This window comes from Brevibacillus sp. HD3.3A (assembly GCF_013284375.2).
GTDB lineage: Bacteria > Bacillota > Bacilli > Brevibacillales > Brevibacillaceae > Brevibacillus > Brevibacillus parabrevis.
This window is the reverse complement of the sequence record NZ_CP085874.1, coordinates 5,869,922-5,892,590: the sequence shown is the minus strand read 5'-3', so window position 1 is coordinate 5,892,590 and position 22,669 is coordinate 5,869,922. Positions and strand designations below refer to the sequence as shown.

At 50.6% G+C, this 22,669-nt stretch carries 22 protein-coding genes; 19 read left to right on the top strand and 3 right to left on the bottom strand.

Translation table 11 applies throughout. The features are described 5' to 3' along the window. Positions 1–122: 122 nt before the first annotated feature. The 3 genes from HP435_RS27515 to HP435_RS27505 form a co-directional block, all read right to left on the bottom strand. A complete protein-coding gene (locus HP435_RS27515) occupies positions 123–998 on the bottom strand; it encodes an ABC transporter ATP-binding protein (protein WP_122962427.1) in 876 nt (291 codons plus the stop codon). Positions 999–1,197: 199 nt separating this feature from the next. Then, positions 1,198–1,497, bottom strand: a complete 300-nt coding sequence (locus HP435_RS27510) for a YxcD family protein (RefSeq protein WP_063228795.1) — start codon at positions 1,495–1,497, stop codon at positions 1,198–1,200. Then, positions 1,485–1,922, bottom strand: coding sequence for a hypothetical protein (locus HP435_RS27505; protein ID WP_063228796.1), 438 nt, complete (start codon positions 1,920–1,922; stop codon positions 1,485–1,487). The genes HP435_RS27510 and HP435_RS27505 overlap by 13 nt, the downstream gene beginning before the upstream one ends. 257 nt (positions 1,923–2,179) lie before the next feature. Between HP435_RS27505 and HP435_RS27500 the strand changes: the two genes are divergently transcribed. The 19 genes from HP435_RS27500 to recQ all read left to right on the top strand — a co-directional run bounded on the left by HP435_RS27500 (position 2,180) and on the right by recQ (position 22,471). After that, the gene (locus tag HP435_RS27500) at positions 2,180–2,530 is read left to right on the top strand and encodes a hypothetical protein (protein WP_063228797.1); all 351 of its coding nucleotides are present in this window, start codon (positions 2,180–2,182) and stop codon (positions 2,528–2,530) included. 290 nt (positions 2,531–2,820) lie between these two features. Continuing rightward, on the top strand, positions 2,821–3,894 hold the full coding sequence (locus HP435_RS27495) for an ABC transporter substrate-binding protein (protein ID WP_173599559.1): 1,074 nt from the start codon (positions 2,821–2,823) through the stop codon (positions 3,892–3,894). 78 nt (positions 3,895–3,972) lie between these two features. After that, positions 3,973–4,905 (top strand): nucleoside hydrolase, encoded by a 933-nt coding sequence (locus HP435_RS27490; protein ID WP_122962431.1) that lies wholly within the window; start codon positions 3,973–3,975, stop codon positions 4,903–4,905. 26 nt (positions 4,906–4,931) lie between these two features. Next, complete coding sequence (locus tag HP435_RS27485) at positions 4,932–5,753, top strand: ABC transporter permease (RefSeq protein WP_122962432.1); 822 nt, start codon at positions 4,932–4,934, stop codon at positions 5,751–5,753. A 5-nt stretch (positions 5,754–5,758) separates the two neighbouring features. Further along, entirely contained in the window at positions 5,759–6,547 is a 789-nt protein-coding gene (locus HP435_RS27480; protein WP_063228801.1) for an ABC transporter permease, read from the top strand. 16 nt (positions 6,548–6,563) lie between these two features. After that, positions 6,564–7,625: an ABC transporter ATP-binding protein gene (locus HP435_RS27475; protein WP_122962433.1), complete on the top strand. Its 1,062-nt coding sequence runs from the start codon at positions 6,564–6,566 to the stop codon at positions 7,623–7,625. Between the two features lie 17 nt (positions 7,626–7,642). Continuing rightward, on the top strand, positions 7,643–9,352 hold the full coding sequence (locus HP435_RS27470) for an adenine deaminase (RefSeq protein WP_122962434.1): 1,710 nt from the start codon (positions 7,643–7,645) through the stop codon (positions 9,350–9,352). 270 nt (positions 9,353–9,622) lie between these two features. Continuing rightward, positions 9,623–9,790, top strand: a complete 168-nt coding sequence (locus tag HP435_RS27465; RefSeq protein ID WP_122962435.1) for a DUF1049 domain-containing protein — start codon at positions 9,623–9,625, stop codon at positions 9,788–9,790. Between the two features lie 225 nt (positions 9,791–10,015). Next, entirely contained in the window at positions 10,016–11,500 is a 1,485-nt protein-coding gene (locus HP435_RS27460) for a lytic polysaccharide monooxygenase (RefSeq protein WP_173599558.1), read from the top strand. A gap of 168 nt (positions 11,501–11,668) precedes the next feature. Further along, entirely contained in the window at positions 11,669–13,024 is a 1,356-nt protein-coding gene (locus tag HP435_RS27455; RefSeq protein WP_173599557.1) for an MATE family efflux transporter, read from the top strand. 187 nt (positions 13,025–13,211) lie between these two features. After that, entirely contained in the window at positions 13,212–13,889 is a 678-nt protein-coding gene (locus HP435_RS27450) for an MgtC/SapB family protein (RefSeq protein WP_063228806.1), read from the top strand. Between the two features lie 181 nt (positions 13,890–14,070). Next, positions 14,071–15,459 carry a class II fumarate hydratase gene (gene fumC, locus HP435_RS27445; RefSeq protein ID WP_173596288.1) on the top strand — a complete coding sequence of 463 codons (1,389 nt, stop codon included), beginning with the start codon at positions 14,071–14,073 and terminating at the stop codon, positions 15,457–15,459. A gap of 220 nt (positions 15,460–15,679) precedes the next feature. After that, on the top strand, positions 15,680–16,372 hold the full coding sequence (locus tag HP435_RS27440; protein WP_370641088.1) for a response regulator transcription factor: 693 nt from the start codon (positions 15,680–15,682) through the stop codon (positions 16,370–16,372). After that, complete coding sequence (locus HP435_RS27435) at positions 16,362–17,474, top strand: sensor histidine kinase (RefSeq protein ID WP_122962440.1); 1,113 nt, start codon at positions 16,362–16,364, stop codon at positions 17,472–17,474. The genes HP435_RS27440 and HP435_RS27435 overlap by 11 nt, the downstream gene beginning before the upstream one ends. Positions 17,475–17,581: 107 nt before the next feature. Beyond that, positions 17,582–18,490, top strand: a complete 909-nt coding sequence (locus tag HP435_RS27430; RefSeq protein WP_173599556.1) for a D-alanyl-D-alanine carboxypeptidase family protein — start codon at positions 17,582–17,584, stop codon at positions 18,488–18,490. Next, complete coding sequence (locus HP435_RS27425; RefSeq protein ID WP_229049769.1) at positions 18,465–19,034, top strand: VanZ family protein; 570 nt, start codon at positions 18,465–18,467, stop codon at positions 19,032–19,034. The genes HP435_RS27430 and HP435_RS27425 overlap by 26 nt, the downstream gene beginning before the upstream one ends. A gap of 80 nt (positions 19,035–19,114) precedes the next feature. Then, positions 19,115–19,885 (top strand): MerR family transcriptional regulator, encoded by a 771-nt coding sequence (locus HP435_RS27420; RefSeq protein ID WP_122962443.1) that lies wholly within the window; start codon positions 19,115–19,117, stop codon positions 19,883–19,885. A gap of 18 nt (positions 19,886–19,903) precedes the next feature. Continuing rightward, on the top strand, positions 19,904–20,545 hold the full coding sequence (locus HP435_RS27415; RefSeq protein WP_122962444.1) for a GNAT family N-acetyltransferase: 642 nt from the start codon (positions 19,904–19,906) through the stop codon (positions 20,543–20,545). A 150-nt stretch (positions 20,546–20,695) separates the two neighbouring features. After that, positions 20,696–22,471: a DNA helicase RecQ gene (gene recQ, locus HP435_RS27410; protein ID WP_122962445.1), complete on the top strand. Its 1,776-nt coding sequence runs from the start codon at positions 20,696–20,698 to the stop codon at positions 22,469–22,471. Positions 22,472–22,669 lie beyond the last annotated feature (198 nt).

Here is a 22,669-nt window from a genome sequence, read left to right as displayed (position 1 = left end):
CTGATAACAGCAAAGGCAGCCTGGGGAGAAGATCCTTGGGCTGCCTTTTGCCTATATAAAAAAGCCATTCTCATTTACCGTCCATGAGAATGGCTTGATCGTTCGATGCAAGTGATGAGTTACTAGCGAGTGCCGACCAGCTTGCGTTCGTCTTCTTGCACAGCCTGTTGGCTGGATGCAGGCGCGGTACTGGAAGCGGCCTTGTTTTCTGCCGCGTGGCTCAGCTCGTAAGGGAGGCAGAGCGGCACTCCTGTGCGCGGGTCAGTCAAAATGTCAGCCTCGATGTTGAACACTTTGCGCAGCATGTCAGGTGTCATGACTTCGGCAGGAGAGCCCTCGGCGATGACCGTGCCGCGAGAGATGGCTACCATGTGCTGTGCGTAGCGAGTTGCATGGTTCAAATCGTGGACAACCATGACGATCGTACGTTTTTCTTCTTCGTTCAGCTTTTGCAGCAGCTTGAGAACTTCCAGCTGGTGCGCCATATCGAGGAAGGTTGTCGGCTCATCGAGGAACAGGATGTCGGTTCCTTGCGCCAGAGCCATGGCGATCCAGGCGCGTTGGCGTTGACCACCGGAGAGCTGGTCGACGGGACGGTCGTAAAAATCGATCATGCCCGTCATGGCAATCGCCCATTGCACGATTTCTTTGTCTTCCTTGGTCAGGGAGCCAAATCCTTTTTGATGAGGAAAGCGGCCATAGGTAACAAGCTCAGACACGGTCAGGCCATCGGGAGCGGTAGGGTTCTGCGGCAAAATTGCCAGCTGCTTGGCGACTTCCTTTGTTGACTGCTGATGAATAGACTTCCCATCGAGAAATACCTGTCCACCTGTCGGTTTCATAATTCGGGCCAACGTTTTGAGGATGGTCGATTTACCCGAACCGTTTGCGCCGACCAGTGCGGTAATTTTGCCAGAAGGGATGCTGATGTTCAGGTCTTTGACAATGGAAAGCTCGCCGTAACCGATGTCCAGTTTTTGCGTGTATAAGCGTTCCACAATGGGCCAACTCCTTTATAGAAAAGTATGTACATGTATAAGCAAAAAAGACAATGATAATCATTTTCATTAAAGTATATAACGTAACGAAGGCAATTTCAATACTTGATCAAGGGAAATGCACGCATGTAAAAAGCCAATCTGCCCACTGTGGTGAGCAAACTGGCTTGGGAAGTTCGAGCGGGTAAAGCAAGGGCGACTAGCTTTGGTACGTGACGTAGGCGATGATGCCTTCCTCGTCGTCCAATACCAGCTCAATGCCGGCGGAGTAAGGGTTGCGCTGCATTTGCGTTTCCAGATAAAAGCGAATGGCTTCGATCAGGTTGATCTCGATGAACACTTGTTTGCGTTCGTTCGCGTATACTTCAGCGGAGAAGCCGTATTCTTCGTCCCACATCAGTTCGACTTCTACGTTTTGCGGCTGAATCTGTTTTTTGCTCGCCACATGCAGGCAGATGGCGTTAATCAATACTTGTTCGGACAGTGTTATCTTTTCCATGTGTTCAGTTCCTGTTTTTTCGCGCGTTGCGTTTTAAAGTAGACGAAGATTTTGCGAATCAATACGATCACAGCGACAATCGCCAGCATGTTGATCAAGAAGCCAAAGATCGCTCCCAGTGCCCCCATGTCGCCAAACAGGCTGCCGAACAAAAGTCCAGCCAATCCCCCGACGAGAAGACCTTTCATGAATCCGCCGCTCTTGCTTGGAGCAGCAGTAGCTGGTGTATTGGTTGTCGTATTTTTATTGGTAGATGCATTTACATTGGAATCGGCTTTGTTTGGCGTCTGCGTGTTGGTTGGAGCCGTGTTGGAGTTGAACGATTTTTTGCCGGACTTATAACCTTTTGCGTCGGCATGATCTGTGAATCCTGCGGGAGCGAGTACGAGCATGACGGCGACTAGCATCATGATGAGTTTTTTCATGGTTATGGAGTAGCCCCTCTCTATTCGTGAAGTTACATATAAGTGTACATGAATATATGAGGCTTTTCCACCAAACATTCGGTGAACATTGCTGGATGGAAGAAGCTGTGAAGCGGCAAGACAGCAGCAAAGACCGAACGAATATATGACTGAAAAATGTAAAAATGATCTAAATACGAATGTTAGCTTGCTCTAGCCTGAAATCATATGTATAATGGGAAACAACAAATCAGATAACAGCTCTCGCGGGTGATGTCATGAGTTTAGTAGACACGAATGAAACGAGAAAGCAGCTGTCTGCCATTTATAATGAGATAGCAAAAGAGTTGTTCGGATTTGGAACGACTTTGCTGAGAGTGACGATTGAGAATCAGTTGATTACTTTCCACGCCAAGCATCGCCGCTCTCCGCGCTCAGATGCGCTGGAAGGCGAAGCCCCGACTCTGAAGCTGGAAGTCGATTTTCGCATGTCTCTTCTTTATAAGAGGAAGCTGAGAGAACGGCTGGAGGAAGAGATGGGCCTGAAGCTGGAAGCTGTGCTTAGAGACTACGACGCGCCTACGCAGTGGGCGATCACGAATGTAATTGTAAGTGACTCGGAAAATTAAATACCTGAGCCATTCGTTCGGATTTTCTCTTTTGATCTATCTCAAGGGAAGACCGTGAAAATGGTGTGAAACGGGTGTCGCTTCTCTTTGTTTACGAAGAAAAGTGCTCTTGTTTAGAATGTATCGTTCTATTCAAGGGTGCTTTTCTTTTTGTTTTTTGCGCTTCTTATTCGCCTTTTAAGGATGTGGTTGATGAATAATATCGCTTGTTAACGCCTCATTCTATCTATGAACTGCAATGCAATCATTCATTATTTGCAAGTTACAAGCTGAACTGGAGGAATCATACAATGAAAAAAATGCTGACAGGAATCCTTTCTGCTTCCATGCTGTCTTTGGTACTCGCAGGCTGTGGCGCAAGCGACAAACCGCAGGAGGGAGCAACTGGCGAAGCGCCAAAAGGCGAGCCGCAAAAACTGGTTATTTCCACGTGGGGCTTCTCGGAAGACTTTTTCCGCAAAGAAATTTACGAGCCGTTTGAAAAAGAACACAACGTCAAAATCGTGCTGGAAATCGGCAACAACGCCGAGCGTCTGAACAAAGTGCGTCAAGGAAGCTCTGACGTAGACTTGATTTACTTGTCCGATTACTACGCGCAACAAGGGATCGACAGCGGCGCCTTCGAAAAAATCGATCGCAGCCGTATTCCGAACCTGAACGAGATTTACGATATCGCCAAAGCGCCGCTCGGCGAGGAGTATGGCCCGGCGTACACGATCGGACAATTCGGGATTGCTTACAATCCTAAGCTGGTCAAAACCGAGGTCAAGGACTGGAAAGACCTGTGGAATCCAGATTTGGCGGGCAAGCTGACGCTGCCAAACATCACATCGACGACAGGCCCGATGATCCTCGACAGTGCCTCTGTAGTCGCAGGCAGCAAGGAGTTCAACGAAGATCAGGCGTTTGCGAAAATGAAAGAAGCTAACAAAGGCGTTGTGAAGTATTACGACAAAACTTCCGAGTATGTGAACATGTTTAGCCAGGAAGAAATTGCAGTTGGGCCGATCATGGAAATGTACTTCAAAGATATCCAGGCAGCTGTGCCAGAAGCGGTATTCGTCGCTCCTGAAAGCGGAGGATACGCTGTCATGAACACCGTCAACATCGTAAAAGGCAGCAAAAACAAGCAGCTGGCAGAAGACTTCATCAACTACCAGTTGAGCAAAGAAGTGCAGGAAAAATCAGCGAAAGCAAAAGTGGATTCTCCTGTTAACACCTCCGTGAAGCTGACAGATGAGGAAGCAAAAGGCGTTACTTATGGGGAAGCAACCGTCAACAAACTGCGCAAGCTGGACATGAAATTCGTCAATGAGCATTCCAAAGCGTGGATCGATCGCTGGAATCGCGAAATTACACAATAACGAGCAACCAAACAGGACAAGGGTATAGACGTCGGCGCGGATATACCCTTGTTTTTTTCAAACAGAGGAGGACCACTCGTGGAGCAAAAAATCATTCTTGATGTCGATACCGGAATTGATGACGCGCTGGGAATTATTTTGGCTATCAAGAGCGGTCAATGTGAATTGATCGGCATTACTACCGTGAACGGCAATGTATCTCTTGGCAAAGCTACAGAAAATACATGCAAAATCCTCGATTTGCTGCAAGCAGGCGACAAAATCCCGGTCGTCCGCGGAGCTTCCCAGCCGCTATTGCGTCCGCAGTTTTTCGAGCATCGCATCCATGGCGAGGATGGACTTGGCGGAGCGTTGCGGGATGTACAGGTGCATACGCAGCCAGCAGTTGGCTTTGCACCCGACTTCATTTGCGAGCAGGTGCTGGCTCAGTCCGGCCAGGTGACTCTCGTGATGACCGGGCCGCTGACCAATCTGGCTCTCGCTGTGAAAAAGTGCCCTGAGCTTGTGCAGCACGTCAAGGAAGTCATTTTCATGGGCGGAGTGGTGACTGAATACGGAAATGTGACCCCGGTGGCGGAGTACAACATGTACGTCGATCCGGAAGCAGCGAAAGTCGTCTTTCATGCCGGGTTTCCGCAATTGACATTGGTTGGGCTGGATGTAACACGCAGAGTCCTGCTGAACGAAGAGCATATCGCAGCGTTGGGAGATACGCCCATCGGCCGATATGTGAAGCAAAGCACGTCCGATTATTTGGATCGCTACTTTGAACGAAACGGCATTCGCGCATGCGCCATGCATGATCCGTTGGCGGTCGCGGTCGCGCTCGACCGTTCGCTGGTGCAGACGAAAAAGCTGTACGTCGACATCGAAACGAAAAGCGAGCTTTGCGACGGGCAGACGGTTTGCGACTTTCAAAACCGCCTGAAAAAAGAACCCAACATGAACGTCTGTCTGGACGTAGATGCAGATGCGTTCTTTGCGCGTTTTATCGGCGCATTGAAAGCCTGACGATACCGTGAACAGGAGTTAATTTGATGAGAAAAAAGGGTCTTTATTTATTGCTACTGCCTGGTGTGCTGTTTTTGACGCTGTTCATGGTCATTCCGATTGCAATGACGATTGCGTCGACGTTTTTCCATGAAGGAAGCTTTACGCTGCAAGGCTACATGCAGTTTTTGACGGACAAGTATTTCGTGAAAATTTTGCTGACCACGCTGCAAGTCAGTCTGGTGACGACGATTGCCTGCATTGTGCTCGGATTCCCTGCCGCGTACTACATTTCCAAGCTGGGACCGCGCAAAAAAGGGATTTTGCTGGCGCTGGCCATCTTCCCGCTGCTGACCAGCTCGGTTGTACGCTCGTTCTCCTGGATGATCATTCTCGGCAAAAAAGGCTTGCTGAACAGCTCGCTTCTGTCGATCGGGCTGATCGATAAGCCGCTGGAAATCTTGTATACCCCGACCGCCATGATGATTGGTCTGATTCATTTGTTCTTGCCGCTGATCATCATTACGCTTGTCGGCGTGATGGAAAACATCGATCCCGATTTGATCAAAGCGGCTGAAAGCCTGGGTGCTTCCAAATTTACGGCATTCCGTCAAGTAATTGTCCCACTCAGTGTGCCGGGTCTGATTATCGGAAGCATTCTCGTATTTGTCGGCAGCTTGACTGCTTACACGACTCCTGCGCTGCTCGGCGGGAAGCAACGCGTCATCTCGACGTTCCTTTACCAGAACGCGATTACTTTGAACGACTGGTACATGGCTTCGGTCATTGCCACGATCATGATCGTCATCACGTTTGTCGTCATTTTCTTCATGAACAAGCTGGCGACGAAACTAAATCCTAAGGGGTAGAAGCTATGCAGGAGAAAAATCGCGGGTTGGCCCTGTTTACCCTTCTTGTGTTTCTGTTTTTGCTGGGGCCGCTCATCATCATATCCTTTACATCGTTTGAACCGGGAAGCGTCCTGAAATTTCCGCCGGAAGGCTTCTCCCTTCGCTGGTATGAAAACATCTTCAACGTAGAGATGTTCATGACGACGTTCCAGACGTCGATGATCGTGTCCTTGCTGGGCAATCTGCTGGCGCTTTTGCTGGGGATTCCGGCGGCCTATGCGCTGAGCCGCTTCCAGTTTCGCGGCAAAGGGCTGTTGAACGGCATCTTCATTTCGCCTGTGTTGATTCCGGGCATTGTCATGGGTTTTGCCATGCTGAAGTACGTCATCGTCGTCTACCATCTGCCGATTTACGCCGGACTCCTTGTCGGCCACACGGTGCTGATGCTTCCTTTCATTATTCGCGTCATCGCGTCCAGCCTGTCCAATTTCGATTTTGCCATTGAAGAAGCGGCGCTCAGTCTTGGCGCGGGGCGGCTGGAGACATTTTTCAAAGTCGTTTTGCCTAACATTCGCTCCGGGATTATTGCGGCGATTTTGATTGCTTTTCTGGAGTCGTTCAACAACGTGGACATTTCCGTGTTCATGACCGGGCCGGGAGTAAGCACTTTGCCGATCCAGATGCTGACTTACGTCGAGAACAACTTCGACCCGACGATCGCGGCGATCTCGGTTGTGCTCATGATGATTACGGCTATTCTCATGTTCGTCATTGAACGATTGATGGGGCTTTCCTACTTTACAAAACGATAACGGAGGCATCAAACATATGGCATTGCTCGCATTGGAAAACGTATCGGTTGCCTATGACAATCAGTACATTTTGCAAAACTTCAACCTGAACATCGAAAAGGGGCAGCTTATCTCCCTGCTGGGGCCGAGCGGCTGCGGGAAAACAACGACGCTTCGCCTGATCGCGGGCTTTCTCGAAGCGAAGGACGGCCGCTTCTTGTTCGATGGCAAAGATTACACGCGCGTGCCGGTCAACAAGCGCAACTTCGGCTTTGTGTTCCAAAGCTACGCGTTGTTTCCGCACTTGTCTGTGTTCGATAACGTGGCGTTTGGACTCAGGCTGCGCAAGGTGAATGAAGCCGAGGTCAAGCAGCGCGTCTTGCGGATTTTGGAGGTAGTCAGCCTTGGCGGCTTTGAAAAGCGTTTCCCCAAGGAGCTGTCCGGCGGGCAAAGACAGCGTGTGGCGATTGCCCGTGCGCTGGTCATTTCGCCTGACCTGCTTTTGTTCGACGAACCGCTTAGCAACCTCGATGCGAATTTGCGGATCAACATGCGGGTAGAAATCCGCCGCATTCAACAAGAACTGGGCATCACGACGGTATACGTCTCGCATGACCAGGAAGAATGCTTTTCCATCTCGGATCAGGTAGCGATCATGAACAAAGGCATTATCGAGCAACTGGACGATCCGGCTACGATTTTCAAATATCCAAAAACCGAGTTTATTGCTCGCTTCATCGGCTTTACCAACTTTATCGACTTCGCCGAGCGCTCCGAAACAAACGGAGAGATCGGACTGCGTGTGGGCGGACACGAGTTTGTTGCGGCCAAAAACCCAGGAACAGCCAGCCCAATGAGCAAAAAATGCGCCATGCGTCCGGACGATCTGCTGGTGACAACCGAAGAGGCTGATCAGGCGGGGATGAATCGTCTGCATGGCAGTGTCAAAGTCAGCACGTTTTTGGGGCGCAGTTATCAGTATGTCGTGGAAACAGAGCTGGGCGATTTTACCGTCAACCAGGAGATGGAGACCCCTTATCGGAGCGGCCAAAAGGTCAATCTGCTGTTCCCGAAAGACAAAATGGTGCTCGTGGACTAAAGACAGGAGGGCTTTTCGTGAAGGTTGATTTATTGATCCAAAATGTTCAAGTGTTTAACAGCTACTTCAAAACGTTTCGCAAAGGCAATGTCGCTGTGTTGGACGGGCGTTTTCTCTACGTGGGCGAGCGCAACAGCGAAACGTTTGAAGCGGGCGAGACGATAGATGGTCAAGGCCGCTACATGATCCCCGGCCTGATTGACATTCATTTGCACATCGAGAGCACAATGGTGACGCCCGAGACATTTTCCTACGGCTTGATCCAAAACGGCGTGACGACGATTGTGCCGGAGCCGCACGAGATGGCGAATGTGTTCGGGATCGAAGGAATCAAAGAGATGATTCGCGTAAGCAAAGATTGCGTAGTCGACATGAAATACGCGATCCCCAGCTCCGTGCCGGCAACTTCGATGGAAACAACGGGAGGTTCCGTGGAAATTGCCGATATGGATGAGCTGCTTGCTTCCTGCGAGATCATTTGCATGGGCGAGATCATGAACTATGTCGATATCATCCGCGATGAGAACTGCAAGACCAACCAAATTTTGCAGCACATTCGCAAAATGTACCCGACTCTGGTGATTGAGGGACATGTGCCCAAGCTGCTCGATCTGGACCTGCATCGCGTCATTTACGCAGGGGTGGACTCCGACCATACGCATCAGACGCCGGAAGGCATGGAAGCGCGCATAGCAGCGGGCATGTTTTTGGAGATCCAGGAAAAATCGATGACAGAAGAAGTCATGGACTATTTGATCAAGGAAGATGTTTCCGAGCATTTTTGTTTTGTGACGGACGACGTCATGACCGACTCGTTGTTCAAGCGCGGCCACCTGAACCATCTTGTGAAAAAGGCGATCAGCATGGGGATGCAGCCTGAGCGAGCTATCTACGCCAGCACGTTCACCCCGGCAAGACGCATGAATATGACGGATCGCGGAGCCATTGCTCCGGGCAAGATCGCCGATTTTGTGCTCGTATCCGATTTGCGCGAACTGAACATCGAGCAGGTCTACAAAAACGGCAAGAAAGCGTACGACGTTCGCGAAGAGTACCGCCAGGTCGTGCATACGAAGCAGTTCCCAGCGCATTTTTACGAAAGCATCAAGCTTGCCCCGCTTTCGGAAAGCGACTTCCAGGTAGCTTCTACTGCACCAGACAATCGCTATCCGTGCCGGGTGATGCTCGTACAAAACGGCTCCACTTTTACAGAGGATCATCGCGGGATCGTCGAGGTGCGGGAAGGGCAAGTATGCTGGGAGGAAAGCCCGTACGGACTGATTGCGGTGTTTGAACGCTACGGCAAAAACGGCAACCGCGGCTACGGATTGATCAGCGGCGACACGATCAAGCGCGGGGCGATCGCAACCAGCTACTCGCACGATAACCACAATTTGCTCGTCGTTGGTCACAATCCGCACGACATGATGGTGGCTGCGAATGAAGTCATCCGCAATCAGGGCGGCTTCTGTGTGGTGGAGGACGGCAAGGTGCTGGCGAACCTGAACTTGCCGGTCGGCGGCATTTTGACCGAGGAACCGCTGGAAAAGACAGCAAAAGAAGTCGAGCAGCTTCGCCGCGCGATGGAATCGCTTGGCTACGACCATTACAACCCGATCATGTCGATCAGCACGCATTCGTTGCCAGTGAGTCCGGCTTTGAAGCTGACCGATCTGGGGTTGATTGATGTAAACGCCGGGAAGGTAGTGCCGTTGCTGTTGATGTAAAAGTAAATAACACTGCTCAAGTGCCGAACAAGCTACTTGCTGAGGAGATTAAACTTCAGCGAGTAGCTTGTTTTTAATAGCAATTAGCACGCTCAGTCTCCATCACCACCAGGAGTTCCGACATACACCGGAGAAGCCAACGAACTTGCCAATAACAAAGAGATAACGCGCTAGGTAGTAATGTTTTTCGGAAAATTCCTCCTGCTTTCGATTCCTTTTGTAAATTAATGTATACTATTGAAAAAATGGTTAATTGGGAGGGGGCTCGAAATGGAGGTCTTATTATTAACAGGAATCATGATAATTGGACTTGTTTTGGTATTTGCAAGTTTTTTCACAAAGGTTTTTAACAAAAACAACAATTCTAGTAATGATTTGCAGTCACAAATCAATCAACTAAAAAAGGAAATAGCCTATTTGAAGAAAGAAGAGAAATAATTTTTAAGAATCATCAACAAAGTATCCCCTAACGTTTTCCTTGAGAATGATCAAATATTCCTAACATGTAGATAAACAAAAGGAAGTACATAGGAACACACTCCTGAATCATCTCCATATTTTCTTGCTGGAATTAGTTTGGATTGGGTATTCAGAACCTGTGTTACTGGAAAAATTTTCTGTAACATGGTATTCGATCCTAATCCAGAAAAGAGGAGATAATACATGGATAACGTAGGGTTGAGAAACAATCTGTGCAGGAAAGGGCTGGCGCTTCTGTTCATGCTGGCAATGATGCTGGTGGCGGGCGCAGCTACTCTCGTGTTTGCTGAAAAAGCTTCGGCTCACGGGTACATCGAATCGCCAGCGAGTCGCTCTTACTTGTGCAAGACAGGGCAAAACAAAGGCTGCGGTCAAATCCAGTACGAACCGCAAAGCGTGGAGGGCATCGGCTCGTTCCCGCAGTCCGGTCCTGCCGATGGTGAATTTACTGGTGCAGGCCGCTATCCTGAGCTTTACGCACAAACAGCAGATCGTTGGAGCAAGGTTACCTTGCAGGGTGGACAAAATACATTTACTTGGAAGCTGACAGCCCCGCATAGCACGGCGGAGTGGAAATATTACATCACGAAAAAAGACTGGAATCCTGACAAGCCGCTTGCCAGAGCGGATCTGGAGCTGTTCTGCTCGTTCCAGGACGGAGGGAAAAGGCCGCCATTCACGGTAACGCATTCGTGCAATGTACCGACAGATCGCAGCGGCTACCACATTATTTTGGGTGTTTGGGAGATTGCCGATACGGGCATGGCGTTTTATCAGGCGATTGACGTGAATCTGATTAACGATGGAACGGGTGGCGAGCAACAGCCAACTGTTCCGGGCAATGTGACTTCCGTATCGCAGACAGCTACAAGCATTGAGCTTAGCTGGAGCAATTCTGTAGCCTCTAATGGAATCAAGCAGTACGATGTGTATCGCGATGGACAAAAAATCGCATCCACCAAGGAAACGGCATATACGGACAAAGGCTTGACGCCTGCTACCGCTTACACCTACACCGTCGTGGCAGTGGATACCAGAGGAAAAGAGTCCAAGCCAAGCAAGGCACTGACTGTTCGCACAAAAGCGGAAGATATCGTGGATAAGGAAGCACCGACCGCACCAACAGGTATCATGTCTCATCACCAGACAGAGACGGTGATTGATCTGATGTGGAGCCCTTCCCGAGACAATGTTGGAGTCGTGAAATATAAGGTTTACCGTGATGGCACACAAGTAGGGACAGTTGACCAGCCCTCCTTTGTCGATAAACAATTAACCCCGGGAACGTCGTATACGTATACGATCAAAGCCGTGGACGCGGCAGGAAATGTTTCCGAAGCGAGCGCACCATTTGCCGTCAGTACGAAGAAGAAGAGTCCGGAAGTACCGGGTGAAATTCCTGCGTGGGATTCCTCTGCTGTCTATGTACAGGGTGATCGTGTCATCTACAACGGATTGGAATACGTAGCGAAATGGTGGGTAACAGGCGAGCGGCCGGATCGTTCCGATGCATGGAAGCTGGTAAGCGATGCCGTACTGTCATGGGATGCAGGCAAAGCCTATGAGGGCGGGACAAAAGTGAGCTACGAAGACCAGGTTTACAAGGCAAAATGGTGGACAAAAGGCGAAGAGCCAGGAAAATCCGCTGTATGGGATCTCGCTGAATAATGTTGCAAAGCCCGGGTGAACAGCCTGGGCTTTGTTTTTTATGTACTGCCATTATTTTGCCGATTCCTGCTTGTTTTGTTATACTTATAATTTAAGAGATAAACAGTTCTCTGTTACATCGGTGCATGATTGTTTTCCCATCTTATAAGGTTAGAAGGAAACGAAAAAATGAATGAAACCTATTCGCTAAAAGAAAAATGGCGACAGTTTTTGACTGTATTGCTTCCTATCTTGATATCGCAACTGGCGCTGTTTTCCATGACGTTCGCCGATACGATTATGTCAGGGCATGCGAGTCCGACAGATTTGGCGGGTGTAGCGATTGGGGCGAGTCTGTGGACACCTGTTCAAGCAGGCTTGACCGGGATTTTGATGGCAGTCATGCCAATGGTTGCACAGATGGTTGGGGCAGGGAAACGAGATCAGGTGCCTTATACCGTGATGCAAGCCTTGTATTTGAGTGTGGCGATTGCTATTGGCGTCATGATCGTCGGCGGTTTGCTGCTTGATCCGATCCTGAACTGGATGCAACTGGAGCCGGAGGTAAGCACGATTGCGCGTGGCTTCCTGCATGCAATTGGCCTCGGAATTATTCCGATGTTCCTCTATACTGTACTCCGTTGCTTTATCGACGCATTGGGACAGACACGGGTAACGATGTTCATTACCTTGCTATCTTTACCCATTAACGTGTTATTGAACTACGCATTTATTTTTGGTCATTTTGGCTTGCCTCGACTGGGGGGAATCGGTGCCGGGTACGCTTCTGCCATTACGTATTGGTGTATCCTGCTCATTAGTCTGGTCGTCGTGAATCGCGTCCACCCTTTTGTCGAATTTGGCATGTTCTCTACATTTTATCGCATCTCCATGAAGGCATGGAAAGAGCTGCTGAAGCTCGGGCTGCCCATCGGATTTTCCATCTTCTGCGAGGTCAGCATTTTTGCTGCCGTCACGTTGTTCATGAGTGAATACAGCACGATTACGATTGCGGCGCATCAGGCAGCGATGAACTTCGCGTCATTCCTGTACATGGTGCCACTGAGCATATCCATGGCGTTGACGATCGTCGTCGGCTTTGAGGTCGGAGCCAAAAGGTTTCAGGACGCGAAGCAGTACAGTTATTTGGGCATAGGGATTGCGCTTGGCATCGCCCTGATGTTTGGGGTCAGCTTGCTGATGTTTAGCAAGCAAGTAGCCGGTTTCTACACGACGGACATAGAGGTGTTGGAGCTTGCCCAGCATTTCTTGATGTACTCGATCCTTTTCCTGATCTCTGATGCTGTCGCTGCCCCGATCCAAGGGGTACTGCGCGGGTACAAGGATGTGACCGTTCCCTTTATCGTAGCGCTGGTATCCTACTGGGTGATTGGCTTGCCTTTGGGATATATCCTGGCGAAGTTCACTTCGCTTGCCGCATTTGGCTACTGGATTGGTCTGATCACGGGATTGGCTGCCGGAGCCATCTTCCTTTTTGGACGTCTGCTGTCGTTACAAAAACGCATGATTCGCAGTCATTCATAAAGCAAAAGCGAAGCGGAAAATCCCTGGCGAGGGGGTTTTCCGCTTTTTGCATGAAGACAGAGGGGCCGGATTACAATAGGAGCAGCAGATGAAAAATTTCTCTCCTATTTTTCAGGGAGAGCGTATATACTTTCTAATAGAGTGATGGAAGAAAAGCTGACATTAAACGAGAGGGGAGGAGAAACGAATGGCTTATGATTTTTTGATGAAGCTGGGGATTGCGATGTTTCTGGGCTTGCTGATCGGGATGGACAGACAGTTGAAGCACAAGCCGCTTGGCGTGAAGACAAGCATGGTCATATCGGTGGCGAGCTGCTTGATTACGATTGTTTCGATTGAGTCTGTCCATCGGTTCTCCTTGCCTGGGCACACCAATATGGACCCGTTGCGACTTGCTGCACAAATTGTCAGCGGGGTCGGTTTTCTCGGCGCCGGCGTCATTTTGCGCAGAAGCAACGATGTGATTTCCGGGCTGACGACAGCTTCCATGGTCTGGGCGGCTTCCGGGCTGGGTATTGCGGTGGGAGCAGGTTTTTACTTTGAGGCTGTGACCGCGACAGTCCTGATCATTTTGGCGATCAACCTGTTTCCGCTCATCCTCAAATGGGTCGGACCCGAATCTTTGCGGCAACGAGATTTGTCGATCAAGATCGTGGTCGAGAGCGGCGGCGATCTGGATGGCATTTTCAAGCAGATTAAGCACATCGACCTGCAGGTGAAGCGGGTCAAGGTCAAGGACCTGGAGAACGGACTGCAAAAGCTGGAGATGATGATTACCGCTTCGGAGAATACATATACGACTGATATTTACAGCTTGCTGAAAGCTGTGGATCACGTGATGTCCGTCGAGGTAGAAAGCAGATAAGCACTTGGACAAGAACCGCAGTTTGCCACACAAGAGGCGCTGCGGTTTTTTATATACACTTCTCCTCTTGATAACAAGAATGAAAATCATTATCATTTTAATTGAATACGTCTGCCTTTATTCCAAAAGGGAAGAAGTGGACATGATAAAAGAGGCAATCATTCATAGAGGAGGATGCGAGATGGAATTTCGTATTGAAAAAGACACGTTGGGTGAAATGAAAGTGCCTGCCGACAAGCTGTGGGGGGCGCAAACGCAGCGCAGCTTCCAGAACTTCGAGATCGGTGAAGAAAAAATGCCGCTGGAAGTTGTCCGCATGTTTGCCATTCTGAAAAGAAGCGCAGCTTTGGCTAACCAAAAGCTGGGCAAGCTGGATGCGGAAAAGGCCGAAGCGATCGTGGCAGCAGCAGACGAAGTCATCGCAGGAAAATGGAACGAGCATTTCCCGTTGGTTGTCTGGCAAACGGGAAGCGGCACCCAGTCCAACATGAACGTCAACGAAGTCATCGCGCACCGCGCCAACCAACTGCTGGAGGCAAAAGGCAGCAGCGCGCGCATTCACGCCAACGACGATGTGAACAAATCGCAAAGCTCCAACGATACGTTCCCGACTGCCATGCACATGGCTGGACTGGTCGCAGTCGAGGATCAAGTTTTGCCTGCACTCGCCCTGCTGAAACAGACGCTGAAAGAAAAGAGCGAAGCATACATAGACATCATCAAAATCGGCCGGACTCACTTGCAGGATGCTACCCCGCTGACACTCGGTCAGGAAATCAGCGGCTGGGTGCGCATGCTGGAAAAAACGGAGAAAATGATCAAGGAAAGCAACGAGTATTTGCGCGAACTGGCGATTGGCGGTACCGCGGTTGGAACAGGCATCAACGCACATCCGCGCTTCGGTGAGATGGTCGCTGCGGAAATCAGTGAAGCGACCAGCAAAAAGTTTGTCACGGCGGAAAATAAATTCCACGCGCTGACCAGCCACGATGAGCTGGTGCACGTACATGGCGCGTTGAAGGCACTGGCAGCCGACTTGATGAAGATCGCCAATGACGTCAGATGGCTGGCGAGCGGCCCGCGCTGCGGCATCGGTGAAATCGTGATCCCTGCCAATGAGCCAGGCAGCTCCATCATGCCAGGAAAAGTGAATCCGACGCAAAGCGAAGCGATCACGATGGTAGCTTGCCAAGTCATGGGCAACGATGCCGCTATCGGTTTTGCCGCTAGTCAAGGCAACTTCGAGCTGAACGTGTTCAAGCCGGTTATCATCTACAATTTCCTGCAATCCGCACGTCTGCTTGCAGACTCGATCAAGTCGTTCAACGACCATTGCGCGGTAGGCATTGAGCCGAACCTTGCTGTTATCAAGGAGAACCTGAACAACTCGTTGATGCTGGTAACGGCGCTCAACCCGCATATCGGCTATGAAAATGCGGCAGCGGTAGCGAAACTGGCGCACAAGGAAGGCATTACGCTCAAGGAAGCAGCGATCAAGAGCAACCTTTTGACAGAGGAGCAATTCGACGCGGTAGTGCGTCCTGAGCAAATGATTCATCCAAAAGAATAAAAAGCAGTCGGAAGCTTTCGCACGCCAGTGTGTGAGTCGACTGATCCAGCCGATGGCGTGAGTGCCGTCGGCTTTTTTGTTTGGGAAGGCGTGTAGAAGCGGGCGAACTCGCTCCAGGACTTGCGATTTTCGCCGAGCATTTGGGCTGCCTGACGCAGCTTTAGCTTTTCTTTAAACATTTTTGCTATAGTGGTCAGTAACGACTCGGATTCGTGCGGAGGTGCGGACAATGAGAATTTTGATCGTAGATGACGACAAGGAAATTGTGGACTTGCTGGCGATTTATTTGGGCAACGAAGGCTACGAAATCGAAAAAGCCTACGACGGCTTGCAGGCGCTGGAAAAGCTGGCGCAAAAAAGCATGGATCTCGTCATTTTGGACGTGATGATGCCCAATATCGATGGGCTGGAAGTGACAAAACGCATACGCAAAAATTCCACCATCCCGATCTTGATGGCCAGCGCCAAGACGAACGACATGGATAAAATCATGGGACTGATGACGGGAGCCGACGACTATGTCGTCAAGCCGTTCAATCCGCTGGAGGTCATTGCGCGGGTGAAGTCGCTCCTGCGGCGGGCGAACTACGTGCAGCAGCAAAAACAAGACCATGTGATCGAGGCGGGGCCGCTCATTATCGACAAGCAAAGCCATGTCGTCCAGACGAAGGACGGCATCCCGATCAAGCTGACGGCGCTCGAATTTTCCGTGCTGTTTTTGCTGGCGAGCCACCCCAACCGGGTATTTTCTTCCGAAGAAATTTTCGACCGCTGCTGGAAAATGGAGAACTACGTGTCCTACAAAACCGTCATGGTACACATCAGCAACTTGCGGGAGAAGCTGGAGAAAGCGACGAAGGGCGAGAAGGTGATCCAAACGGTCTGGGGGGTGGGCTATAAAATTGAAGCTTAGTACCAAGTATTTTTTTCGCATTCTCGTCGATCTGTTGCTCAGCTTGCTGATTTTTTACGCCCTGTTCCAGACAGCCGCTTATTTCGCCAACAAATATTTGTACAGCATTCCCCAGATCAAAGAGTACGTCTGGATGCTGAGACGCACATTCGGGACAGATTCTTTCAAAATCCCGATCATTCTCTTGGCGACAGGCTTGTTTGCCGCCTGGACGATCGTCCGTATTCGCAAATACGTCGAGCAAAAGCAGATGGAGCAAATTATTTCCGAGCTGCACTACATTGCCAAAGGAAACTATGAGCACGTTATTTCCATACGCCCCGAAGGCAATTTGGGGAATGTCGTGGACAGCATTCATGCGCTGGTGAAAAGCACGCGCGATGCGATGGAGGAGGAGCGGCGGCTGGAGCAGTCCAAAGATGATCTGGTGACCAACGTTTCCCACGACCTGCGCACTCCGTTGACTTCGATTATTGGATATTTGGGGCTGATCGAGCAGAACAAGTACACGGACGAACAGCAGATCAAGCAGTACGCCCATATCGCTTATGAAAAGGCCAAACAGATGAACGTGCTGGTCAACGATCTGTTTGAATATACCAAGGTGCGAAACAGAGGAGCGCATGTGAGCCACACGCAATTTGATCTGGTCGAGCTGGTCGAGCAAGTATCGGTCGGTTTTCGCATCGACGCGCAGGAAGCGGGGCTGTCTCTGCACGTCGATACGCCGGATCAAAAAATCGAAATGACCGGAGACACCGACAAGCTCGTGCGCGTGTTGGAAAATCTCATTTCCAACGCGGTAAAATACGGGCGTGACGGTACGGACATTCTCGTGCGCGTATTTGTTGAGGGGCGGGGAGTGGCTATTACCGTTGCCAACAACGGGGCGCCCATCCCGGCTGAGTATTTGCCGAGCTTGTTTGAACGGTTTTTTCGCGTGGAAGGCTCGCGCTCCAAAGAAACAGGCGGATCAGGTCTTGGACTCGCCATCGCCAAAAGCATTATCGACTTGCACCAGGGCACGATTTCTGTGGAGAGCACGCCGGAGTGGACGACGTTCACCGTATGGCTTCCCCGCACTATAAGCGGAACGTTATAAATCCTTTACTCTTTCTTTACCATTGGTTGCGATTTTTTTTAATCTGAAAGCCTATCCTTATCAGCATGGATGTAGAACGTGTCATGTGGGCAAGGAGGGCTTTTTTTATGAGGAGAGGCAATTTGCTGCTGTTGTTGGTGGCTCTGGTGGTCGGAATTGCGTTTTTTCGCGATACGATTTCCGCAGAGGCTGACCTGCGGCTTAATCAAGTCTTGGGGAATTTGCGGGTGCTGGACGCCAATGTAGATGCGCGGGCAGCCATCCTGATCGATAGTCAGACAGGCGAAGTCCTGTATGCGCAAGACGCCGATACAGCATATCCGGTGGCGAGTATGTCCAAAATGATGACCGAGTACCTGCTGCTCGCAGCGATCCGGGAACAGCGGGTAACGTGGGAAGACGAGGTGCCTGTTTCCGTCAATGCTGCCAGCGCCGAGGGAGCGAGAGTCAGTCTTGAGCCGGGGCGCAGCTATCCGTTGAAAGACTTGTACGAAGCCATGGCAGTCGGCTCAGCGAACAATGCGGCAGTGGCGATTGGCGAATATTTGGCAGGCAGCACCCCGGCCTTTGCCGAGCAGATGAATTTGAAAGCGGCGGAGCTTGGTTTGACAGCCTCGTCATTTGTGAATGCGACCGGACTGGATTATGATTATGGACAAAACGAAATGACAGCGAGAGACGTGGGAATGCTCGCTTACTATTTGATCCGGGATTTTCCCGAGATTGTGGATTTGACCGCGCAGCCGTCTGTGCGGCTTACAACAGGAGAAAGAGTGAAAAACACCAATCTGATGGTGCAAGCAGACGACCATTCGATGAGCGTGCTCGGACTGGACGGGCTGAAAACGGGCTTCACCGATCAGGCAGGCTACTGTTTCACCGGAACCGCCAAACAAGGCGATAAACGCTTGATCTCCGTGGTGATGGGCGCAGAAAATGAGGCGATTCGTTTTACGGAGACGAAGAAGTTGTTGGAGAGGGGATTCGACCTTGAGTCAGACCGAAAAAAAGGGTAACCCGCTGGGACTGGTGACCATCGTTGGCTATATCGTGTTCGCCCTGTATTTGTTTTTGGTGGTCAAAATATTGCTGTTTAAATTCGGCAGCTTGGACAGAGAGCTGCTGGCAGCGCAATGGGAGATTGTGCGTAGCGACCCCGGAGCCATTTTGGAGCGTTTTCACACGCGAGCCAATTTGGTGCCTTTTCATGAAATCCAAAGCTATTTGCACGCGATTCAGCAACATCGCAGCGGGCACAGTCTGGTGAACTTTGCTGGGAACATAGTGGCTTTTATGCCGTTCGGCTTTTTGCTGCCGCTTTTGTTTGCCAAAAAGGCGAGCGGAATGGGAAAAGTCGTGTGGCTCTCGTTCTTGCTGAGCCTGCTGCTGGAGACAACTCAGCTGGTCATGAGTTGCGGGACATTTGACGTCGACGACCTTTTGCTGAACACGTCAGGAGGGTTTTTGGGTTATGTCATGTACAGACTGGTGCGGCTGGCCTTTTTTCCGCGTGTCCAAAACAGGAGAAGCTCCGTGGCTGTTCATTCCACAAGAAATTAACCGATCAGGCAAAAAGCCGTTGACCTTAGGTCTGACCTAAGGTGTAAGGTTAAGGTAATCCTGGCCGGGAGTGGTGTTGCATGAAAAATGAAATCACAATCAGCGAGCTGGCGCGCATTATGAATGTGTCTGTGCATCAAATTCGCTACTTTGAAGAGAAAGGCATTTTCCAGCCTGCCTATATCGATGACAACCAGTACAGAATGTACAGCATCGAGCAGATTTACGAGCTGTCTCACATCTTGCTGCTGCGCAGACTGGGGGTATCCGTATCTGCCATCAAGGATTGCCTGACAGCTTTCACCGCAGATCAATATCAGCAATTGCTCCGCCAGTCGTTGCTGGAAACGAACGCGCAAATTCGCAAGCTTTTGGAACTGCAAGCATTCATTCAAAAAGTATTGCGAGAGCAGCATGATTTTGCGAGTCGGCCCGATTCCTTTCAAATAAAGCGGTACGAACCTGTCCGTCTCATGCGTTGGCTGGAAATGGACGAACAGGCACACATTCAGGCGAGACAACTCGCTGAACAGGCCAGGCTGGTGCCAAACCTGTTCGAGACAGACGTCCACTATTTGTACGACGGTTCGGGAACGGTGTCCTTGTGTCTGGAAGCGCCGGAGTCTGGAAACATTACGTTGCCTGGCGGCTCATACCTGTCTTTTCAAGGGCTGGCGAATGGCGATGCGGCAACCGACCAGTTGATCGAGCGCTTTTACGAGTATCTGGCGGCTCAATCTCTCGTCGCGACCGGACCGCTTGTGCTGATTGAAAAATCGTATTTGTCTTTGTTCAGCGGCCAGCACTTGCATTACGAGCTGCGGGTACTGCTGGACGCTGCTGACTTGTAAAAAGGAGGTGCAGGCATCATGAATGTCTCACCGATCACGCTGGAACCGATGCAGGCGAAGTACAATCAACCAGTCAGCCGTCTGCTTGTTGAGAGCTTTCGCAACAAGTTTCAGCCATTAACCAAAATGAGCGACAGTGAGTTGGCGCGGTGCTTTGAAATTTTGCTCCATCATTTTCCCGATGAACCGGCAAGTCAGCGAGCCGTTGCCGTTCAAAACGGAGAGGTTGTCGGGACGCTCTCGCTCAAATGGAAGACCGCCGAGGAAGCGAAGCAAGAAAATCTGTTTCCTCCGTGGGATGAGTTCAAAACATTCGGGAAATGGCAGCTATTGAAGCTGACTATCGGCCTGTACTGTCTCACCCATCAGTTGAAAGTGGGCGAGTGCTATATTGCCGATGTGGCTGTCCACCCGCTGCATCAGGGGAAGGGAGTCGGCAAACTTTTGATGCAATGGGCGTTGAATGAATGGCAAGACCGCCCGCAACTGGATCAGCTCAGTTTGCATGTCTCCGGGAAAAACCAGCGTGCCAAGCAATTGTACGAACAGCTGTCTTTTCGCACCCAAACCAGGCAACAAAGCTTGACCAGCTTGCTTTTGTTCAAGGAATACGAATGGGAGTATATGGTGCGAACACGGAGAGCAGGGGAAAGTGCATGAAACGCAAATGGATGATCAGTATCATGAGCACCCGCCGAGGTGCTCTTTTTTATGCAGACAGTTCCCCTTGTTTTGTCCCAACGCCTATGTTTACACTAATAATTAGTTGAAAGCTACGACCTATTCTATCGAAAGAGAAGGTGATTCTCTTTGCTGCATAAAGCGCAAGAAGTTTTGCAAAAATACTTTGGCTACGAAACATTTCGCGAGGGACAAAAGAAAATTATCGAAAGCCTCCTGGAAGGACACGACACGGTAGGCATCATGCCGACGGGCGGGGGAAAATCAATCTGCTACCAGGTTCCGGCGATGCTTTTTGACGGGGTAACCATCGTCATCTCGCCGCTCATTTCCTTGATGAAGGATCAGGTTGACGTACTGGTCAGCATGGGGATTGCCGCTACGCAAATCAACAGCTCGCTCGATTACAGCGAGGTGCGGGAGCGACTGCGGATGGCTGCGCGCGGCGAATACAAGCTGCTCTACATTGCCCCGGAACGGCTCGAATCGGAATCTTTTCAACAACTGATTCGGAATATGCCGATTTCCTTCATCGCTGTCGATGAGGCGCACTGTGTCTCCCAGTGGGGGCATGATTTCCGCCCAAGCTATCTGGAAATCGCCCGTTTTTTGGACACGCTGCCAGAGCGTCCGATCGTCGCTGCCTTGACTGCGACAGCGACACCGGAAGTAACCGCTGATATCAAGCGCCAGCTGTCGCTTGCAGACGAGCGGCTTTTCATCACGGGCTTTGGCAGGGACAACCTCATCCTGTCCGTGCGCAAAGGGGAAAATCGCCGCGAGTTCATCCAATCTTATTTGAAGGCGAACAGACAGCAGGCCGGAATTATTTACGCTGCGACGAGAAAAGACGTCGATGCCCTTCATGCCGATCTGGCAAAGCGCGGCTTTCCGGTCACCAAATACCACGCCGGACTGTCAGAGGAAGAGCGTGCTGCCAATCAGGAAGCTTTCCTGTTCGACGACGTTCGCACGATGGTTGCCACCAATGCGTTCGGAATGGGAATCGACAAGTCCAACGTGCGCTATGTCATTCATTACAACATGCCGAAAAACCTGGAGGCGTACTATCAGGAGGCCGGGCGCGCCGGGCGTGACGGCGAGCCGAGCGAGTGCATTTTGCTGTACCAGCCGCAGGATATTCAGACCCAGTCGTTTTTCATTGAGCAAAACCAGCTGACGGACGAGCGCAAGGATCACGAGTACAAAAAGCTCTACGCCATGGTCGATTACTGCCGGACGCCGAGGTGTTTGCAGCAGTATATCGTGCAGTATTTCGGGGAAGCCGATGCCCCGGAGTGCGGCCGCTGCCACAACTGCACCGATGAGACAGAGCTGAGCGACATCACGCTCGAAGCGCAAAAAATCTTTTCCTGCGTGAAGCGCATGCGGGAACGCTTCGGCGCGGCACTGGTCGCACAGGTGCTCAAAGGCTCGAAAAACAAAAAGGTGACCCAGCTCCAATTTGATCAGCTTCCCACGTACGGTCTGATGAAGGAGTACAAGGAAAAAGAAATTGCCGACCTGATCCAGCTGCTGATCGCGGAAGGGTACTTGCAGGTGACAGAGAGCCAATACCCGATCGTCAAGCTGGGAGAGCGGGCATTGCCCGTTTTGATGGGCGAAGAGCGCGTCGTGCAAAAAATCTCGATCCGTCCGGTTGCTCTCACGGAAGATGACGAGCTGTTCGAACAGCTGCGAACGCTGCGCAAAGAAATCTCGCAAAAAGAAGGCGTGCCGCCGTACGTCATTTTCCACGACAGCACTTTGAAGGAAATGAGCAGCCTTTGCCCGACTGACAAACAGGCCATGCTCAAGATCAAAGGTGTGGGCGAATCCAAATTCGACAAGTACGGGCAGCTCTTCCTTGAGTGCTTGCAAAACTACGCTGCCGTCAAGCCGTGACTTCTTTTGTCGCGGCTTTTTTGTGGGGAGAATCAGCAAAAATCGTCCCATTCGCCGGCACTGCCTGCTATAGTTAGAGAGAAAGCCAAAATTTTCTTAGAATAGAGAACAGGAGGAGCGAAAAGCTTTACCAGCGCACGGGATCTGACAGAATGAGAGAAACAGAGGGGAAACTATGAAAAAGAAGGTAGCTTTACT

Bases quoted from the DNA above. Each gene is read 5' to 3' on its own strand.
- HP435_RS27495 (WP_173599559.1), top strand. From the start codon at position 2,821: ATGAAAAAAATGCTGACAGGAATCCTTTCTGCTTCCATGCTGTCTTTG.
- fumC (WP_173596288.1), top strand. From the start codon at position 14,071: ATGGAATTTCGTATTGAAAAAGACACGTTGGGTGAAATGAAAGTGCCT.
- HP435_RS27475 (WP_122962433.1), top strand. From the start codon at position 6,564: ATGGCATTGCTCGCATTGGAAAACGTATCGGTTGCCTATGACAATCAG.
- HP435_RS27505 (WP_063228796.1), bottom strand. From the start codon at position 1,922: ATGAAAAAACTCATCATGATGCTAGTCGCCGTCATGCTCGTACTCGCT.
- HP435_RS27460 (WP_173599558.1), top strand. From the start codon at position 10,016: ATGGATAACGTAGGGTTGAGAAACAATCTGTGCAGGAAAGGGCTGGCG.
- HP435_RS27455 (WP_173599557.1), top strand. From the start codon at position 11,669: ATGAATGAAACCTATTCGCTAAAAGAAAAATGGCGACAGTTTTTGACT.
- HP435_RS27415 (WP_122962444.1), top strand. From the start codon at position 19,904: ATGAATGTCTCACCGATCACGCTGGAACCGATGCAGGCGAAGTACAAT.
- HP435_RS27480 (WP_063228801.1), top strand. From the start codon at position 5,759: ATGCAGGAGAAAAATCGCGGGTTGGCCCTGTTTACCCTTCTTGTGTTT.
- HP435_RS27510 (WP_063228795.1), bottom strand. From the start codon at position 1,497: ATGGAAAAGATAACACTGTCCGAACAAGTATTGATTAACGCCATCTGC.
- HP435_RS27450 (WP_063228806.1), top strand. From the start codon at position 13,212: ATGGCTTATGATTTTTTGATGAAGCTGGGGATTGCGATGTTTCTGGGC.
- HP435_RS27465 (WP_122962435.1), top strand. From the start codon at position 9,623: ATGGAGGTCTTATTATTAACAGGAATCATGATAATTGGACTTGTTTTG.
- HP435_RS27485 (WP_122962432.1), top strand. From the start codon at position 4,932: ATGAGAAAAAAGGGTCTTTATTTATTGCTACTGCCTGGTGTGCTGTTT.
- HP435_RS27500 (WP_063228797.1), top strand. From the start codon at position 2,180: ATGAGTTTAGTAGACACGAATGAAACGAGAAAGCAGCTGTCTGCCATT.
- HP435_RS27420 (WP_122962443.1), top strand. From the start codon at position 19,115: ATGAAAAATGAAATCACAATCAGCGAGCTGGCGCGCATTATGAATGTG.
- HP435_RS27430 (WP_173599556.1), top strand. From the start codon at position 17,582: ATGAGGAGAGGCAATTTGCTGCTGTTGTTGGTGGCTCTGGTGGTCGGA.